The organism is bacterium (assembly GCA_016708025.1).
Classification (GTDB): Bacteria; Zixibacteria; MSB-5A5; order GN15; family FEB-12; genus FEB-12.
The window spans coordinates 1,227,957-1,247,175 of record JADJGQ010000001.1 but is presented as its reverse complement, the minus strand read 5'-3'; the positions used below and the strand labels follow the sequence as shown (position 1 = coordinate 1,247,175).

Genomic DNA, 19,219 nt, shown 5'->3' with positions numbered 1-19,219 from the left:
CACTAAAGCGGGCTGGGGTCCAAAAGATTACCCGCGTCGTAGTGGAACGAAGCGCACCTGGTAGAGCACTTCGCAGGTGACACCTGCCGCTGTCCGGATGGCCAAAACCAACTCCTGCAGGTCAGATCTCACCGAGCGCACCGGTATTATCATACGTCCGTTTACGTTCATTTGATTCACCAATTGTGCAGGAATCTCGTCCGCTGCCGCCGTGACGATGATTCCGTCAAAAGAAGCCCCCTCCTGCCATCCGTCATGACCGTCTCCCACCCGCATCTTCACTCTATGCGGATAGAAACGGTTGAGTATGTTCGAGGCCGACGCCGCCAACTCCGGAATCAGCTCTATCGTCAGCACTTCGCGTGCAATTTCCGCCAGCACCGCTGTCTGATAACCGGACCCGGTCCCGATTTCGAGAACTCGCGAATCCTTTGTTAACCCAAGCTGCTCCGTCATCGAAGCAACAATATACGGCTGCGAGATCGTTTGCCCATATCCGATCGATTGGGGAGAATCGTCGTAGGCAACCTCAATGAGCACCGGCGGCATATACAGATGCCGTGGGACCGCTCGCATCGCGTCAAGCACCGCTACATCGACAACGCCCCGCCTGATGATCTGTTCCTCGACCATCCGGTTCCGTCGCAAAGTTAGCGTCGCTTCCGATAGCTTCTGGTCAGCCACATCCAATCCTTTCGGCGGGACCAATATAGCTTCCCGGAGACCTGGTGGGTAGGGATTTACATGAAAAAAGGCCGGATATACCGGCCTTTTGTTCTGCTCTGATCCACTCTAGTCTGTCTACGGGCAGCAGAGCGGGGTCGACCCACCAGTCAGGAAACTGATCAGAATCGACAGATCTGTCAGATCTATGGTCGTATTGCAGTCGAAGGACGAAGCCGCCGGTACTGGCGGCGGATTCCCCGAGGCTACCAGGTAGGCGATCAGGTAGGACAGGTCTGTCAGGTCAGGCGATCCGCCATTCCCGGTAACATCGCCGCAGGTGTACGGCTGATAGGTGAATGACCGACCGACGGAAAAGGCCGTCGCATGTCCGGCCGAGTCAAGCGACTTCACACGCCAGTAGTATGTTGTGCCGGCGACGGCCGACCCGAAGCTGAAACTGTCAGCATACTGATATCCAGTCACCGTATAGTCGCCGAAATTCGGCAGGGTCGATACATGCAGATAATAATACTCGCGCGAAGTTGTCCAACTCGGCAGAGGAGTGGTTGTCCAGCGTAGCAAGACCGGTGAGGTCGCCACAGTTTGGCCATTGTTCGGCACAAGCTCTGCCGGGAGATCCGGTACTCGAGTGTCAACCGTTAAGTTAGGCGCGACTCCCGGCGTCGAAATATTCCCGGCCAGGTCAAGCCTGCGGAAACGGAAATACCAGCGGTTGTCCGACAAAGAGTCAGGCACCACAAAACTGGTTCCGATGATCGGCTGATAGACGATCAGGTCTTGCGTGAAACCCGTATCGGTCGCCAGCTCCAACTGTGTGTTCTCAGGCGCGGTCCCTGGTCCAGAGCCTGCGGGCTCTGAAAAGGCGAAGCCCGGGTGTGGCGAGGCAGTCGCACTGCCTGAGACCGGCGAATACAACTCAACCGCCTCTGGTACAATATTGTCGATCACCAGACGTCGGGGATATCGCTGAATCGAGGATGAATCCCCGCTCACATACTTTTTCACTGCCCAGAAGTACTCACCATCCGGCAGCGAATCACTCGGTGACCACGCAAACGATGTCGTGGTGAGGCCGGCAAATGTCCGACTCACGACGCTCAGGTTTGTGTCATTGCCAAGCAATAGCGTGTAGCTGTCTGCCGCTCCGTCCCACTGCAGAAGTGGACGGCGGTCCTGCGTATACAATACCGTATCCGGAGATATCAGCGCAGGGGGGAAGACCGGATTCAGCGTATGGAACGTCACTTCCGAAGTATCTTCCGTCCCGCCAGGTCCAACGACCCGTAACGAGATGATATGATCACTTTCGTGAAGCACTTCCTCTGGAATGTGCAAGGTAAATAAAAGGGTAGTACTATCACGTGGGCCAATGGTAGTTGCAGTATACGATGGCGCCACCAGCCAATTGTCAATCGAGCCGGGATAAATGTCGAACTGACCTACTGCATTCCCTTCATTCCGGATCTTCAGTGACAGAGGCACCTGTTCCGGAGAATTGGCGGTATCTGCATTTACTGTCGCCAGCGATAGGGCATAGGTTGTTGCGGCCCGTATGCTCGTACCGTTGGTCGTGACAACTGTTGTATCCGTCTGCGAATTCGCGCGGCAAGTAATTATGGTCGAATCAATAGCGAAAGCCATCGCCGGGACGCTGGCCGTCACGGTAAACATTGCTGAATCATAGGGGAAAAGTAGCACGGTCGTGTCAATCGTCGTGCTGATCCAGCCGAGATCATCGGTGATCCGAACCCTGATCGAGTCCTGCGAGCCGCCTACATTGGATACCCAGAAGTTTACCGGAGAACTGCTTCCCGGCTGAACGACCTGATCCCCTTCCTCGTAGACCGCCATCGCCAGTGATTGGCCCGGCTGATAAATGCTGTCCGGTGTGAAAACCAGAGAAAACTTCTGCGGTCCATCCGGGATATTAAATCCGGTTACCCGCGCCTTCCAGAGTCCGGCGCTCGGGCTGACGACTTCCGCCGTCTCCACATTGTCCCTGCGGTTGAAATTGCGCGTCGCCGAAGCTGAAGGCACCGCTGGATTCATTACCCATGGCTTGGTCTCGGCTCCAAATGGATCGATCAGTACCAGATCCAGGTCATTGATGAGTGTATTGCCAGAGATGGCAGTTCCACCCGGATCATCCCATGCCAGCGTCACCTTCAAACGGCTCGTCGCACCGGGGACCGTAATGTCGTATTGCACCACATCTCCGTGTGCGATCTGACTCTCGATATAGGAAGGACTTCCTATTGCTACTTTCTTCACGGCGTTGACTGTCTCAACGCGACCATGTCCGTACTGATAATCTGGTCCGGTCGACCCAAGATCGGTCGCCGAATTGACCAGGATCGCCTTGATTGAGGAAGGCAGGATCGCCTGCGCCCCCCAACTGAGATACTGCTGCTGGTGCATCAGTGCTACCACACCGGCCACTGCCGGAGCAGACATGGAAGTCCCGCACATCACCGTGTATCCGGTGGTTGTGTTTGTACTGGTGAGACCACCGTCTCCGGTCGACTGACATCCTGGCCCGACAACATCCGGCTTAATGCGGCCATCGTCTGTCGGTCCCCAGGATGAGAATGAGGTCATACTGCTGTTATTTGAATTGATCGCGCCGATCGAAAGCACATTCTTCGAGCAAGCAAGGCCATCCAAAGTCCCATAGGTCCAACCAAGCGAGCCGCAATACTTGGAGGCAGTCCCACGCTGGTTTCCAGCGGAGAAAATGATCGTTACCGGTCGACCGGCACTTCCACGGACAATATTGTCCAGGGTGGCATCGACTGAGAAGTATGTTCCCAAAACATCTTCGCAAGCCTGCTGAGTTGCAGGATCTCCCACCGAATATCCCCAGGAATTTGTGCCAAGTGATGCACCGTGCGCTTGCAGCACATTCTGGTATTCACTGAAAACCTCGCTACTGCTGCTCCACCAGAGCTGCGAGACGATCGAGGCTGCCGGAGCCATTCCGCGATAAGTGCCCGAGGAATTGGTTCCATTTCCGATGATCGTCCCGCCAACATGTGTAGCATGCGCGGCAGTCGAGGCCCCGCCAAGAACGGTCACTCGACCTGAGAGATCGGGATGCGTCGTGCTCACGGCACCACCGTCCCACTCCGCGACTACAATAAACTCGCCATCCAGATTGTACGGAGCCGCCTGTGCCTGGTCGGCCTTCAGATTCGACCGCGCATTATCATTATGCTCTTCCTGCTTCAGCACGTATGGCTCGACCCACTGGACCTCGTCGAATCTGGCGATCTGCTCAAACTGGTCGACAGCACAGATGATATCAATTGTGTTGGTCGAAGGATCCACGCCGATCAGTTCTGCGCCGATCGTCTGACGGAGTTGTTCCGTCACTACCGAGGCGTCTGCATCGGCGTGAAGAACCACCGCAAATGAAACTCGCCCATCTGCCATTTTTTTGGCCGATGGCCCGCTTAATAGTGAAACGAGGGGAGAGATCTTCTGCGAAGCCTCTATCGCCCCAAACCAGCGGATTCCAAACTGCCCCCGATCCGAATCCTCGAGACGACCTTCAAAACGGACGATCCAGCTATTCTCCGGGACATACGCGACCAGTCTGATCCCTCTGGCTTCCAATTCCTCTTTGTCGCTGCTGGAAAGTGCACGCTCGAACTGCATCAGGGCGTGACGATTGGCTAAACCGGATTGAATATCTACCGAATTGATGGGGTCCGGCGAAAATCGGCCATTACGCAGTAAGATTGTTGGAGCCGAGTCCGCCAAGGCGATTCCGGCAAACATGATTGCGGCAATTGAAATGATCGTGATGCGAGTCAGATAATTCATGTCGTCCTCTAGGTCTGTCTTCAGTAAAGGTCGGCGGTTCTCAGTAGAACATAAGAGTACACCCAAATATACCGTTCTTTCTCCCCATGTCAATTGCTATCTCGTTGCCGCGTCTCAGATTATCCCTGATGAAGTGATTGCACTTTGTGGCCGTGAACCGTATTTTGTGTCGAACCTCATTTTGTGAGACGACCTATGGCAAAGCAGTATTGGCTTTTCAAAACCGAACCGGATTGTTTTTCGATTGATGACCTGCATCGTTCGCCTGAACAGACCACTTCATGGTCTGGCGTACGCAATTACCAGTCTCGTAATACATTACGTGATTTAGTTAAAGTTGGGGACGAAGTCCTGTTCCACCATAGCTCCACTGATCCCGTCGGCATAGCGGGGACCTGCATTGTCACTCGGTCCGGCTACCCCGATCCAACCCAATTCGAACCGAATGGCCAATACTTCGATCCCAAAGCCAACTCCGATAAACCGATCTGGTTTACCGTCGATGTTACCTTCAATTCAAAGCTTGCCACTATCCTCACGCTTGCAGAATTGCGGGCAACTCCGGGTTTGGAGAAGATGATGGTCTGTCAGCGCGGCGCAAGGCTCTCAATTCAGCCGGTTACCGCAGGCGAGTGGAAGATTATCGAAATGTTGATGAAGCGGCGTGTTGCGTCTACTTAAGCAAGAGCATTTTGCGGGTCGCGGTGAACGAGCCTGCCTCGAGCCGGTACCAGTAAACCCCGCTGGCCACCGGACTGCCCGCTTGGTCGGCCCCGTCCCAGATACGGCTATGCTCACCGGCAGGCAACGTCGCCACAAGTAAGTCTGTTACTTTCTCCCCAAGGATATTATAGACCGACAGCCGCACCCGAGATGGAAACGGCAAAGTGAATGTGATTGATGTGCTCGGGTTAAACGGATTTGGGTAATTCTGGGCCAGTGCAAATCTGACCGGACGCAACTGCTCCGGCTCGCCTACGTCGGTGATCAGGTCAAGTGACAGATTACTGGAAAACGCCGAGCTGTTCCCCGACAGATCCGTGCAGATTGCTGTCACCAGGGCGTCCGCCGGCTGGGCGTCGATCGCAATCGCAAACTCGCCGTTTGCATCGGCTGCGCCACTTGCCAACCAGACTGAGCCTTCGCCCGCTCCTGAGGCATCATCCTCCGCCAGATAGATATCAACAGTCGCAAAGGGGAGAGCCATACCCGTGACCTCGCCCGCTACATAGGAGACGAGCAGAGGAGGCTCAATCTCATCCTGTGCCAACTGTCGGATGGCTATTCCCAGACTATCATTCCCCATGATCCGGTTAAACCGTATCAGATTTCGCCTGGTATCACCCGACTGCAGATAGATTCCGTGTGACCGATTCCCCGCAATGAGATTTCCCGCACTTTCGGTTGTCCCGCCGATGACATTGTCGCGGGCGCCGAAATACAGGCCGACTCCATTCCCCAGATTCGGTGTCACTGAGAGACTATCACCGGCCAGTCCGATCAGATTCCCACTGATAACATTGTGCGCCGTACCATCGCCATACAGGTGCACTCCGCGACCGATCGACACCAGATTCGTCGCATACCCGTTCCCTGAAATGATATTTCCTTCACCGGCATTCGCCCCGCCAATCTGGTTATAACTGGCTCCTTCGCAAATAACCACGCCTGCCGATGCATTGGGGATTCGCCGCGAACCGGTCGCATCCAGTCCGATAACATTCCCGAACACCCGATTCCGGTCTGTGCCGGGATCGGCCATGAGTATCCCCGCACCAAACGGAAACTCGTCCATTAGATTCCCGGAGAGCGTATTTCCTTCACCTGCCGAACTTCCCCCGATCAGATTATTTGAGGCTCCATTTCGAAGGACAATCCCGTTCCCGTTGTATCCCGCACTCAAGTTGAACAGGCTGACCCCGACATAATTCCCCTGGATCACATTGTCATCCGAACCATCGAGGTAGATCCCCCCCAACAAATTATAGGCGAAGTAATTCCGCTCCGATTCCAGCGCTCCGCCGATCACAGTTCGAGCCACTCCTTCACCAAGATATACCCCGGCGCCAAAATACTCGCCATTACCGACCGGCCCGAATCCAGATGAATCAAAACCGATCAAATTGCCGCGAATACTGTTTTCATCCGATCCCGCTCCGGTTATGGATATCCCATGTCCGAGATTCCCTGAGATGATATTTGTCGAACCCGAGTCCGTCAAACCGATCTGGTTCCGCCGCGCGCCATTTGTCAGTGATACGCCATGTCCGCGATTCCCCATCGCCACATATCCGGTGATATCCATGCCGATCGAATTCCCCAGCACGATATTTCCTTCACTATCTGGTCCTTCGATCTTTACCCCGTCACCAAGATTCCCACAGAGATAATTCCGATTTGTGATTCCGATCCCACCGATGAAATTGTCTGATGATCCTGCTCCGATATACAAACCGTGACCGCCATTCCCGGGGCCAGTGATCCCGGATTGGTCGGGCCCGACAAAATTACCGATCACCTGATTCTGATGCGCCCCACCCAAAAGAGAGATCCCATTACCGCTATTGCCGGTGATGATATTTCTTTCCGCCGGACTGCTTCCACCGATCAGATTGTGATGCGCATTGCCGACCACTCCGATCCCATGCGCATTCCCAATGACCACTCCGCCGGTTGGCATCATCCCGACATAATTGCCACTAGCGCGGTTATACGCGCCGCTTATCAGAATGCCAAACGCGTCCCGATCGTCAATCCCCGCTCCCACGACCGTATTCCCGTCTGATGCGCCCGTCCCGCCGATCAGGTTGCTGTCACTCTCGATCACGATACCGTTGCCGCGCGCTCGACGGAAAGTCAATCCTGCGACCTGGTTCTTTCGTGACCGGATGATCAGCAGATCCGAACCGAGCGGCTGATTCGCTCCATCGATTACCGTCGAACCATCCTCCGATCGGAGTAGTGTCTCTCGATCACCGATCACTAACTCATCCAATCGCAATCGAATCGGCGAATAACCGAATGGCACCACAATGGTATCAGCCTGTAGAGTGCTGTTGGATTCTTCGAGTGCCGCACGAAGAGTGCAGGTTGAATCGGGGGAAGAAGGGTCCCCGCAGATGCCGTCTCCCGCAATCAGGTCATGCGCGTCTTGAGAACTATTGACACGCCAGGTTGCGGCAAGGGTACTTTCTGCCACGCCGCACAGCCAGATTGCCAAAAATGCCGGAAGAAACGAGACAGCTATGCGGAGATACATGTTGACCCCGCTCACTTCACCAACAGCATCTTACGAGTCTCACGGATCTCCCCAGCCTCTAAACGATAGAAGTAGAGTCCGCTGGCCAATCGCCCGCTTGTCCCGCCGGATGCATCGAATTCAACTCGGTGATCCCCCGCAGACTGCTCACCGTTGACCAGTGTCGCGACCCGCTGCCCGAGCAGATTGAATACCTCAAGAATAACGTTTGCTCTGCGAGGCAACGTGTAACTGATCGTCGTAGTCGGGTTGAATGGATTCGGATAATTCTGTGCCAGCGCAAACTGTCTTGGCACCGTCGACTGCTCTTCCTCAACATCTGTCTGGATCGACCGAAGGTCATAGAGCATGATCGAAAAGCTGTCCGAAACTGCCGCGATACCGTTCTCTGCCGTTATGAAATACCCGCCGATGCCACCGGCATCCAGCAGGCGGGGAGTGGGGGAGGAGATGTCAAATACCGCAATATCTCGATTGGTCGAGGCATACATCATCGCGTTGTCCGTGTCGGTCGCGTAGACCCGGCGGTCCAGTCGGATGGTTGTATCGATCACCGGATTGGTCGGCGATGAAACATTCACCATCTGCAGATTTCCCCCTTCAAAGACCATCAGCCGATGCATATGCGCCCGCGTCTCTGTGATCTCCAACTCCGTCTTGAACTGACTCCGATATTCAACCGCAAAGTTGTTGTACAAGCGATAGAAGCGGACAAACTTTGTCGAGGTCACCGCGATCAGCGAGTCAACCAGTTCAACATCGGTGATCTTTCCGACCGTGTTGATGTAGTTGATCAGCGAGATCTCGCCCGAATCACTGATGGTGTAGATATCCACCCGAGTATCACCAATGAGGAAATACGACCGCATGGAATCGATCTTGTTCGGGTTCAGACGCAACATGTGATATCGCGATGTATCTACAAAAAGCGTCCCTCGGAAGATATTCGTATCCGCCTGGACCTCCAGTGTCAGTGACCTGCGGATCTGTGGGTATAGGACCAACAGCGAATCTCCCTGTTGCTCCATGCCGGAGACATCCGTCAGTCCGCTGTACAGGGTGGTCCTGTTCAACGGTTCGCCATCGGTCGCCAGTTGCTGCATCTCCAGTGGATTGAACGGCCCACCGTAAAATAGCTTGTCATTGTGCAACGCCAGGCCAGCCAAAGCACCGCGCTGCTCGACGAGCTGAAGAGGGGCGATTGGCCCGAAATATAATGACTGCAAGTCGATAGCCAGCAAATTGCCCATGGTCGATGGGTAGATCAGGTAATCCAATGTCTCTGCGGTGTAGGCCTCGCCGATCCCCGGATTGGCAGGCAAGTCATCCACCGTAACGAATATATCCCGCCCGGTGCTTCGGTCGATCACCTCTATCGTCTCTACGAGTGTGTCGAACATGATCACCAGATTTCCCAGCGCAAACAGACAGGTCGGCTGCGTGATTGTCTGGAATGAGTCGACAATCACTGGTGGAGTGACTGCCGCATTGGCCACCAGGAATCTGCTATTGTGAGTCAGCAGCACGATCGTGCTGTCTTCAATGGTAAAAGAATGCACCTGAAACGGTACATAGAGATAGTCGAGAAACGCTGGCGCAGCCGTATCGGACAGAAGATACCGAAGGACACCGTTGTAGGTGTCCAGTGCGTACAGTGTATCCCCCTTGCGCTCCAACTGCGTATAATTGATGCCGACAATGCTGGAATCCAAATATTCCGCATCCGTCATCCCATGCAAACGATATCGCAACAAACCGTCGAACCCCATCGACACATATAGACTGCTGTCCCGAAGTTCATAATCCTCGAATGGAAACGCAATATCATACGTCGCCACCACTGCTATATTGGGGAGATCCGAAACATCCACCAGGCAGATCTGGTCCGCACCTGTGTGCACCAACAGCCAGGGATAACTCAGCTTCTGCGAAACCAACGATGTGGTCAGCGGCAAGTTATTGACCATCTCATATGCCAGCGTCGGTCCTGCTTTCCGTTCCAGTACGACCAGCCCGGAGTGGGTCGCACAGACCAGGTAGCTATCGATGACCGAAACACCCGTATAGCCGGACCAACGTAGGGAATAGTCCGGACTATCCGGGATCTCACCATAAGCCGCCGCCACGCAGATCAGCCAAAGAGCTGCTATCAGTCGCTTCATTTGAGTAGCACCATCTTTCGGGTCGCCACAAATCCGTCACCTTCGAGTCGATACAGATAAAGCCCGGTTGCCAGCGATGATCCGTCAAACTCGATCTCCTGCCGCCCAGGTGCCATGACGCGATCCGCCAATACTCGCACTTCCTGTCCAAGCAGATTGTAGACAGTCAGCCGCACTCGTGATTGACGAGGTATGTCAAAGGAAATTGTCGTGGTCGGATTGAACGGATTGGGGTAGTTTTGATCCAATCGCCAGGCCGCGGGGAGATTTGGTTCTTCCTCTTCAACATCTGTCGCGACACTTGCGCCGGGGAAGATATTGCGATTGCGGCTATCCCGGAAAAGCCGGCTCTGATTGTCGCCACTTTCTGCCGATGCTTCGTAATCCCATACATATATCTCTGATCCGTCTCCGGCCATTGCCAACTCCACCAGTCCATCAGAATCAATATCATCAATGAGGGGGGAGAAGTTATCGGAGATCACCACCCGCTTGTTGGCCGGTGTAACGATCGGATATCCCGGCACCAATGCTCCTGTGAAATCAAAGAGATAGATAGTCTCATTCCCGGTGCCGGGGAGTATATACCCACCTCGAGCAACAATTTCAGGATGTTCATCTCCCACAAGATTTGCCGCGATCGGATTACTCAGCGTCGCCGCCCCACGGAACGCCTCACCCTCCGGATGACCCTCCACCGTCACATAGGGCTGCCCGTTGGCCTTAAAGATCACCAATGCACAAATATCAAACTCATAAAAGGTGCAGATGATCTCCGGGATGCCGTCCAGATCGAGATCCGCCACCGTCGGATAATTCCCGATCCAACCATTGTACTCCGGCATCACGATCGGGAAGCCGGGAAGATCCTTCAGGCCACACGTCGCGGAACGTGTTTTCACCCAGATCGTTCGCTGAAACGTCTCATTCTGGCCGACCACGATCACTTCCGGCAGACTATCGCCAGTCAGGTCGGATAAAACCATTCCATATGTAAGCATCCCAAATACTGATAAAGCGGAGGTTTGTCGAAACGCAGGCCGACCGGTCCGCCCTTCATAAATTGCCACACCTGCCCAGGGATCAAGTCCACAGTAATTGACGATTACTTCGATTGTCCCATCCCCATCCAGGTCTGCTGTCGAGACAGAGTTTCCGGCAAAGAAATAGACTGGAGTCGGATGTGGTGGAAAGGTCGTAAATATTCCACCGAGCGAGAAGAAGTATGGCTCACCATTCAGTCGATACGCCTTGACCTCACCGAGCCCATCCACAAACATGATAACCGGCGGCTGCCCTTCCATCAGGTTCACCACCGATGGTGTTGGTGCGCCAAACAGTGTTGAGACTCCGGTCTCCATCAGGCGCGGCCAACCACTCGCATAACTTCCGTCCGGATTGAAAACATGCACCCCTTCCGGATTCAGCGTGATGATCTCATCCACGCCATCCTGATCGACATCATATACCGCAGGCATGCAGCGCATATCTTTGTCGGTGAGCACCGGGAAACCAGGTTTGAGCACTCCATTCGCTTCAAAAACGAACAACCCATAAGCACTGGTGGCGATCAGTTCGTTTACGCCGTCATGTTCCAGGTCCGCGATCACCACTGAGGCCGCCCCGCGCGATGGCTGAGCTTGCGGCCATCCCGCGGCAAACGAGGATGCTACATAAATGCGGGCGGAATCAACTCGAGTCGAGTCCTCAAAATACCCTCGAAAGTAGAGCGTGTAATTGCCGCTCTTAAGTCCCGATGCATTCCAGTTGGTGATCACTGAATCGAAGTATTCCTGGCTTCCATGAAAGAGCAGTTGTTCCGAACCAGTTGACCGATAACTAACCCGCAATGAGTCGAAAGTCGGACCATACACACTGCCGCGAACTGCTATCGAATAGCGAAGAGTGTCACCCATGCGAGGGGACAGCAGCGTCAACGAATCCTCGTTGACATACAAAAATCGCCTGATCGACTGGTGACCGAAGTCGTCACTCAAGCGAAGATTTATCCAGCCGTTCATTGATGGTTCATCGAAGAGAAAAAGCACGCTGTCTGACATCGGGCTACTGCCGCTTGCCAGCGTCTGCCAGTTTTCTGAGAGAAGCCCGTAGCTGTACTCCAATGTCCAGTTCCCGCTGTACCCTGCGAGCGGTAACGCCCGGATCTCGACGGCGCCGAAGTATCGCTGCATCTGAAGGGGAGAGCTAAAGGTGATTGATCCATGTGTCACCAGTGCCAGCGACTGCGCAATGTTCAGGTAACCATAACCGCAGACTGAGTCCGGTCCGATCAGCGTATCGCCGCGTTCGAGAGGATCGGTTAAGTCATCGGCCCCAAGGCGCAGTAGATCTTCTATCTGACCAACTGCCAGGTCGGGCCTGATCGATTTCAAGAGCGCCGCAGCCCCAGCCGCCACCGGCGCGGCCATCGAGGTACCATCTGACAGGTAGTACAGCGAGTCCGGCCCAATTATTCTGACTCCCGGTTCACCCGCCTCCGAACCATACATATCTGTTCCGGTCGCTCTAAGTGAGAGGATATCCTCTCCGGGAGCGACAATATCCACGAATGGTCCCCAAGTCGAGAACCAGGTCATATATCCGCGAGAATTCCCCGCGCCGACGGCAAACGCCGAATCTATTGCCGCCGGATTGGCCCGCGTACTATCGCCGCTGTTTCCGGCCGCTATCGCCACAAACACGTCGCTCTGTCGGGCATATCGCAACGCATCCTCCAGAACCAGTGCCTGGAAGGGTGTCCCCCAACTGATATTCACGACATTTGCCCCGTTGTTGATCGCATACAGCAGACCGGCGGTTCCGATCGACAAAAACGCGTTTGGCCGGATCTTAACTGTCATGACCTTTGACCAGGGAGCAACGCCAACTATTCCAACCCCATCCGCATTCGACGCCACTATCCCTGCAATATGAGTCCCATGGCCATGAATATCCGTGATGTCGTTATCTCCGACGATGTCGATAAATCGCGATGTATCCCCCGACATATCCCACCCGATCGTATCATCCACGAATCCGTTATGATCGTCGTCAGCGCCATTTCCAGCGATCTCACCCGGATTCTGCCAGAGCCGCCCAGCCAGCTCCGGATGCAACGGATCGGTGCCGGTGTCGATCACGCCAACCACCACATCGTGTGTGTCTGACGGCGGATTCTCATAGATCGCTCTGATTTTGATATCAGCGTCTGGGTCCCCGGATTTCATAACCAACTGGTCATTGAAGTATCCGTCAATTCTCGCGATACCGAAGTACTCCTGACCTTCATTTACCAGGTACCACTGATTCGACAGGAGGGGATCGGTCGGCCAGTCGGAGAATTCAAGGTACTGATCCTGCTCCACGTACGCGATCAAACCATCGCCGATCTCGGTGCGGATCGCCTCTACAGTCGCTCCGCTGTCAGCAGTCACAATGAAGTACCTTCCCCATTCGTTTCCCGCCGTTGCGGCCGCGCGCATCGGAGTCGGATACAGCGGCTCCATCGACATGGTAGCGGACAACGCCTGACGAACCTGTCCGGCCGCAATATCGGAATTGAATTTGACGATAAATCTGCCCGGGATATACCCTTTGCCACTGTTTGCCACTCCTGAGCTCATTGGCCAGACAAGCAGGAGAAGTATCCAGAGGAGAGCACTGCTTTGGCGAAACATATTCTGTATTGGGACCAGACTTTTTGGCATATCACTCACAAGACGACCGTGCACCACAATTCGTTTACTTGTCGCGTCTTCGGCAAGAAATTGATGTGTCATGCTTTTCACACTTCAACCCTTGTCGTGCGATGAAGAACTGCGCCCAGAGAATGAATGTGCTGCGGCGACGCGCCGCAACAACCACCCACCGCGACAACCGGAAAAGATTTCACTATCTCAGCAACTTCTCCTGCGAACTGCTCTGGGCTAATAGGGTAGACCAATTTCCCATCCATAACTCGGGGTAGACCGGCGCTTGCCTTGATCCAATAGGGACCAAATTTCTCTTTATCCAGTCTGTCCAGAACTCTCCAGATCGCATCCGGGCCCTCTCCGCAATTCAACCCAAACAGGTCAATTTCACCGGCAGTCAGCAGTTCACTTACGGCGGCCCAATCATCCGGAGGCTTTCTGTCTGGTGGGGGAACCATCGATACTACCAGTGGCATCGCTCGATCAAGTTCCGCCATCACTCGTTTTACCGCTTTCGCCGCTTCTGCCGCCTGCCTTCCCGACATCATCGTCTCGCACAGCAACAGGTCGACACCGGCCTGAATTAAGGTCCGCGCCTGCTCCGAAAAGAGCGACCGGACCTCGTCGTCCGGAAGGTCCGGCGGCAATGGCCCTATTGATCCCGCGATGAGGACCTCCGAGAGCGCCCCACTCGCGCCACGCCTGGCCAAAGTTACCGCTGCAACGTTGATCTCCTCCTGACGACCCGCCATCCCAAATTGCTGTAAGTATCGCGATACCGCTCCAAAGCTGTTAGTCACCAGTACTTGAGACGACGCGGCCACAAACTCTCGATGGACCGTTTCCACGATCCCCGGATCAGTCAGGTTGAACAGGGAAGAGGGAGCTCCGGCATTCCCACCTGCCTTCCCTTTCCGCTCCCATAACAAAGAACCAGTTCCGCCATCAAGCAGAACCGGTCCCTGTATGTTCAATCTCTTTAACCAATCAAGCGAAGACCGACTCATCGTCTCTCCGACAATCCTGGCTCAACAAGGGTCAAGGGCAGACCGGCGCAGCCCCACCGCCTACCATGAAAAGAATGAAATATGAAAGATCTGAAATATCAACCGGCCCCGTGCCGTTTACGTTTGCGGTTGCCGGATTCGGCAACTGCGGCACGCTTCCGGTGAGGAATCCGATCAGGAATGACAGGTCTGTAACGTCTGGACCGATTCCGTCATTATTAACATCGCCCGCCAGACACGCCTTCAGTTTTCCGGCTACGGTCGTCGGACCATAGTTGCCCGGCAAAACGGTAAACGTCGGCGCGTAGCTCTGAAACGCGGTTGAGTAGCTGATCAGCGAAACCGGATTATCAACCACTGTCCCCGGAGCAGCAGTCAGGTACACAGACAACACCGGACCAGTCCCGGCCGCCAGTGGCGACTGCATCCCCGACGGCGAGATTGCCAGTCGATAGGTGATCCGCTTGCTGTAATCATCATAGTGCGCATAGTCCTGCACTGCCATATAGGCTGTCCGAAGTCCCGCGGTTGAGACGGAATCAAAGGTCACCGTCGCCGGGCCATCCCAGCTTACTGGCAGCAACAATTCCTGTACCGGCAAATAGTTGTGTGCGTAGATATCGATGCGCTGAGAGGTCCCGGGAACAGTGCTCACTGTCGCCACCTTTAGGGTATCCTTGTGGGCCCAGACTAACTCGCGACGGATCGCTTCATACGTCCCCTCGACCGCGTCAATCGTCAAACGAACATCATACTGTCCCGGATTATTATACATGTGGCTCGGCGACTGCTCAGTCGACGACTGCCCGTCCCCAAACGTCCAATTCCAGTCATTCACCGTCTTGGCGGTGATACCTTCAAAGTCAACAGTCAAGGGCGCTTCGCCCAGCGTGTTTGAATAATTGAATCTGACCCCCGATGACCAGCCGAGCAGGCGATCATTGATCCAGCAATGCATTCTGCCTCTTTGCTGAGGGGAGAATTCGCTCCAGCAGCCCTCGCCCGCATATCCCATGTAATTCTGCGGATCGGTTGCCCCCCAAGGCTGACCGTTACACGGATCGGACCCGCCCGGGCCGCCGCACGCGTAACTCAACGGAGTCGGTTCGGTATCTTCGCAGAAATCTCCGGTCACGTCTCCGTCGCCGCTTGCTGCTTTTTCATAACAATCACTGCACTGATTGACTTCGCTGACCCCGTGGTGCGTGTGCCAGAGCCCAAGGCAATGTCCGACTTCATGCGCCAGTGTCGACTGTACCGAACTAAAGTGCCCGGTCGTCATAACAATGCCGCCACGGGCGGTCAAGGCGTCCCCGTCCCAGGGAAACGTGCCGTACGAATATGATTCTTCCACGTACGAAACAAAGACGTTCATCTGAGAATCCGGCATGATCGCGTATGCTTCCTTCATCAGATCGAATTCGCCCCCGTTCAGCGAGCGGTAAGCCGTCGATGCATGCGTCCGATAATCGTATTCGAACGAAACGCGCAGCGGCGCGTAATCCGCATTCAGGTTCGCCACCTGTTGTGCTATCATGCTCGGGGTAGTGGATGGGTTACTTCCGTCATCCAGCGTAATTATATGAAACATCAAGCGAATGATGGTCATTGACTGGTCCGGCTCCGGAATGAACGCATTGCGCGTCCCGGCAATATCGCACGGTCCATTACCGATACAGGCCGCCGCTTCATTAGTATTCGCCACACTCTTGAGCTCCCACAATTTCTGCGTCCCGCACCATTCGCCGTTCTCCGGCATTTGGGTGGCGCCTGTGGAGCCGACATCCTGCGCGGCAACATCGCTGGATATCAACAGGATAACTCCGACCATGCATAATAGTGTGATGGTGAGAAGCGCGCGAAGACCTGCCGGAACAGCACCGGGAAGGTCCAATCTCAGTGTGACCATTTCTACATTCCTTCTGTCTGGTGTACGCGCCCAGTGAGGGTAGGCGAGCGGGATTTACTTCGTCGTCATAACAAGATACACGCTAACTCGGTTCCTGCCAAGTAGTTTTCTTGATAAAACAGGACTCCGTGAGGCTACTTATTCTCCAGAAATGCGGGGACAGCACATGCCATCCCCGTCTTCATTCTATTCAATCGCCTGAATTATGGGCAGGCCGGAAGTTCCGGGCGCGGAGTCTGCGTCAGATAGGCGATCATCAATGACAAATCTGACAGATCTGGCGTCAATGGGCCGATCTGATTCACGTTTGCCTCATCGGCGCAGGGGAGTTCCGGTCGCTCGGTCAACGTCAAGTAACTGATCAACATCGCCAGATCCGAAAGATCCGGATTGTCCAACGCGCTCAAGTTCACATTCCCAGTCGCACCGGTACAGCATGAGGGAGGAGCGCAGTCGAACCGTCTCACTGCTATCGCGTCTACCGCCGCCTCAACCACCGAACCTGACCCAAGATCGGCCGCCTCAAAACGCAACCTGACCTGACTGCTCGGCGTCACCCAATCGCCCACCCAGAATGTCCGGACATACCAGCCACCACCGGCGTCCGTCACCGGTCCGACCGCATCTGCCTGATTCCAGACTGACCCGTTGTCTTCGGAGATCCATACCTTGAATACATCTTCGTATGGAGCCGCGCCAAAGTTATTGGAGAACCAGACCGCATAACTGACCTGCGCGTTTCCTGCAGAGAGATCAAGGGTCGGCGATATTAGGTAAGTCGTCCCGTCGTCTACATCAGAGTTTCCGTAAACATTATCTGTAAGGAAACAACTGCCGGAACCATCATAGTCATAGCGAGGATCTCCGCGCTCGCCCAACCCGACCGGAACTCCTCGGCTCCACTGGCCGTCTACCGCATTTCCGGTCACTGTCCATCCTTTGTTCGTCTCAAAATTATCTTCGAACGCCACCGTCATCGAGGTTCCCACAACCGCCTGATACGGATGTGCGAGATCCGGGAAACTGAATGTCCCGGAGACCACTTCGTCCACCGACAGATAATATTGCAGGTCGCTTCCGCACGTCAGTTCGGGGAATACTGCCGTATATACATTGCCGCCGACGAGTGTTAACGGAACGTCAACAAACGCCGCACCATCAAGCGCGTAGTGCAGGCGCGCCGACCCCGGTACCACTGTCCCGTCATATGCCGAGGTTATCGTTACGTTGAACGACGTTGATCCGTCCGGTTGCACCATGATCGGTGCCGCGGACGAAAGTTCCATCGCCAACGACGGGCGGGGTCCGGCCGTTTGTGCAACCGTATACCCGGTCGCCAAACATCCTTTTACCAACTTTGTCATGTAAGGGAAGTTCATGTAGCTCGATGAGTCGCGAACCGAATGATATACCGTTGAGAAGATGTACTCCGCGGCGAACGTAACCGGATAACCATATTGAGAATATGGATAGTGATCCGACCCGGAAGAGCTTCCCGCCAGATGTCCCGTGATCCCAACCAAGGAATCTGCTAAGGTGATCCAGAGCGACGAAAACTCAGTATTGGAACCATGATACAAATTTGCGTCTGCGGTATTTTGGAAGTGCGCGATCATATCCATATTCAGCATGTACACGAGGGAGTCCCCGCGTGCGTTTAGCTCTGCCGCATGGTGTGCTGATCCGTACAACCCGTATTCTTCCGCGTCGTATAGAGCATAGATCATTGTCAGTTCGGTCGGAATATTCTTAAGCACGCGGGCGATCTCCAGCACCGCGATTGTCCCCGAACCATTGTCATCGGCCCCCGGCGAACCAGTAACCGCGTCGCGGTGTGCCCCGACGATCACAAAGTGATTGGGATGGACTGTCCCGGTTTGCGTGGCCAGCACGTTGTAGCACATCTTCGTCCCGCCTGAGACAGAGGCCGTGAAACTGTCATAAACCACGCTGGTATATCCATAGCTGATTAATTTGTCCCGGATCCAATTGCGCGAAGTGATATTCGGAGCTGTTCCGGCCACACGTGTCCCAAATGCCTGAAGTGTCAGCAAGTTGGCCTGCAGCGAATCCTGCGAAATCAATCCAATCAGGGAATCCAATGGTGCACCGGCGATCGCCACCTCTGCCAGCATCTCTTCAGCGCGCAATGTCGTCTCCTCAACTCGGAGACTTACGGAAGATTCGGGGAGCGGACGAAGGTCCGGCACTCCCGTTTCTGCCTGACTGGCGATAATCAGCCGATCGACATCGTAGAGCCGTAAACCGGACTCCTCGAATAGCAATCGATACTTGCTCGCATTGGCGCGATCCTTCCGATTATCCAGCGCCAGATCTGCTCGTTCGATATTGTTGGCAACCAGCCGAAACTCCAGACCACTCTCGACCAGGTTTGCAGATGAGGATGGTTCTATCAACACAAGGTAACCATCCAGCAGACGAACCACCGGTTCTCCGCCGAGTGCCGCTACCCGCTGATGGTCCAGCGGTGATGAGGCTGTGACTTTGTACAGATCGGCTGAAGTGGCATTGGCCGCTGCCAGCAACAGCACCGCGACGACGATCCAGAATTTCTTCATCAGATAACTCTCCTGTGTTCAGCACCATGAGCGCGGTCGCCTGCCTCGCTCAATTTTGCCTGTCTGTAAAGGGATATGTGCAATCGGATCATGATGGCA

At 54.7% G+C, this 19,219-nt stretch carries 9 protein-coding genes; 1 reads left to right on the top strand and 8 read right to left on the bottom strand.

The window, feature by feature from the left end:
- Positions 1–27: 27 nt before the first annotated feature.
- The gene (locus IPH75_05445) at positions 28–633 is read right to left on the bottom strand and encodes a protein-L-isoaspartate(D-aspartate) O-methyltransferase (protein ID MBK7141503.1); all 606 of its coding nucleotides are present in this window, start codon (positions 631–633) and stop codon (positions 28–30) included.
- 168 nt (positions 634–801) lie between these two features.
- Positions 802–4,512 carry a S8 family serine peptidase gene (locus IPH75_05440; GenBank protein MBK7141502.1) on the bottom strand — a complete coding sequence of 1,237 codons (3,711 nt, stop codon included), beginning with the start codon at positions 4,510–4,512 and terminating at the stop codon, positions 802–804.
- Positions 4,513–4,707: 195 nt separating this feature from the next.
- Between IPH75_05440 and IPH75_05435 the strand changes: the two genes are divergently transcribed.
- The gene (locus tag IPH75_05435) at positions 4,708–5,193 is read left to right on the top strand and encodes an EVE domain-containing protein (GenBank protein MBK7141501.1); all 486 of its coding nucleotides are present in this window, start codon (positions 4,708–4,710) and stop codon (positions 5,191–5,193) included.
- On the opposite strand, the gene IPH75_05430 is transcribed toward IPH75_05435, so the two are convergent.
- The 6 genes from IPH75_05430 to IPH75_05405 all read right to left on the bottom strand — a co-directional run bounded on the left by IPH75_05430 (position 5,186) and on the right by IPH75_05405 (position 19,120).
- The gene (locus IPH75_05430) at positions 5,186–7,771 is read right to left on the bottom strand and encodes a T9SS type A sorting domain-containing protein (protein MBK7141500.1); all 2,586 of its coding nucleotides are present in this window, start codon (positions 7,769–7,771) and stop codon (positions 5,186–5,188) included. The genes IPH75_05435 and IPH75_05430 overlap by 8 nt on opposite strands.
- An 11-nt stretch (positions 7,772–7,782) precedes the next feature.
- Positions 7,783–9,933, bottom strand: a complete 2,151-nt coding sequence (locus tag IPH75_05425) for a T9SS type A sorting domain-containing protein (GenBank protein ID MBK7141499.1) — start codon at positions 9,931–9,933, stop codon at positions 7,783–7,785.
- Positions 9,930–13,544: a S8 family peptidase gene (locus IPH75_05420; GenBank protein ID MBK7141498.1), complete on the bottom strand. Its 3,615-nt coding sequence runs from the start codon at positions 13,542–13,544 to the stop codon at positions 9,930–9,932. The genes IPH75_05425 and IPH75_05420 overlap by 4 nt, the downstream gene beginning before the upstream one ends.
- 173 nt (positions 13,545–13,717) lie before the next feature.
- Positions 13,718–14,632, bottom strand: coding sequence for a homocysteine S-methyltransferase family protein (locus IPH75_05415; protein ID MBK7141497.1), 915 nt, complete (start codon positions 14,630–14,632; stop codon positions 13,718–13,720).
- A 31-nt stretch (positions 14,633–14,663) separates the two neighbouring features.
- Complete coding sequence (locus IPH75_05410) at positions 14,664–16,541, bottom strand: PKD domain-containing protein (GenBank protein MBK7141496.1); 1,878 nt, start codon at positions 16,539–16,541, stop codon at positions 14,664–14,666.
- Positions 16,542–16,744: 203 nt separating this feature from the next.
- Positions 16,745–19,120 (bottom strand): Zn-dependent exopeptidase M28, encoded by a 2,376-nt coding sequence (locus tag IPH75_05405; GenBank protein ID MBK7141495.1) that lies wholly within the window; start codon positions 19,118–19,120, stop codon positions 16,745–16,747.
- Positions 19,121–19,219: the final 99 nt, after the last annotated feature.

What these genes read in the sequence shown, in the direction of transcription:
- IPH75_05405 (MBK7141495.1), bottom strand. Translation starts at nt 19,120, where the DNA reads ATGAAGAAATTCTGGATCGTCGTCGCGGTGCTGTTGCTGGCAGCGGCC.
- IPH75_05415 (MBK7141497.1), bottom strand. Translation starts at nt 14,632, where the DNA reads ATGAGTCGGTCTTCGCTTGATTGGTTAAAGAGATTGAACATACAGGGA.
- IPH75_05445 (MBK7141503.1), bottom strand. Translation starts at nt 633, where the DNA reads ATGGTCGAGGAACAGATCATCAGGCGGGGCGTTGTCGATGTAGCGGTG.
- IPH75_05435 (MBK7141501.1), top strand. Translation starts at nt 4,708, where the DNA reads ATGGCAAAGCAGTATTGGCTTTTCAAAACCGAACCGGATTGTTTTTCG.
- IPH75_05440 (MBK7141502.1), bottom strand. Translation starts at nt 4,512, where the DNA reads ATGAATTATCTGACTCGCATCACGATCATTTCAATTGCCGCAATCATG.
- IPH75_05410 (MBK7141496.1), bottom strand. Translation starts at nt 16,541, where the DNA reads ATGGTCACACTGAGATTGGACCTTCCCGGTGCTGTTCCGGCAGGTCTT.
- IPH75_05425 (MBK7141499.1), bottom strand. Translation starts at nt 9,933, where the DNA reads ATGAAGCGACTGATAGCAGCTCTTTGGCTGATCTGCGTGGCGGCGGCT.
- IPH75_05430 (MBK7141500.1), bottom strand. Translation starts at nt 7,771, where the DNA reads ATGTATCTCCGCATAGCTGTCTCGTTTCTTCCGGCATTTTTGGCAATC.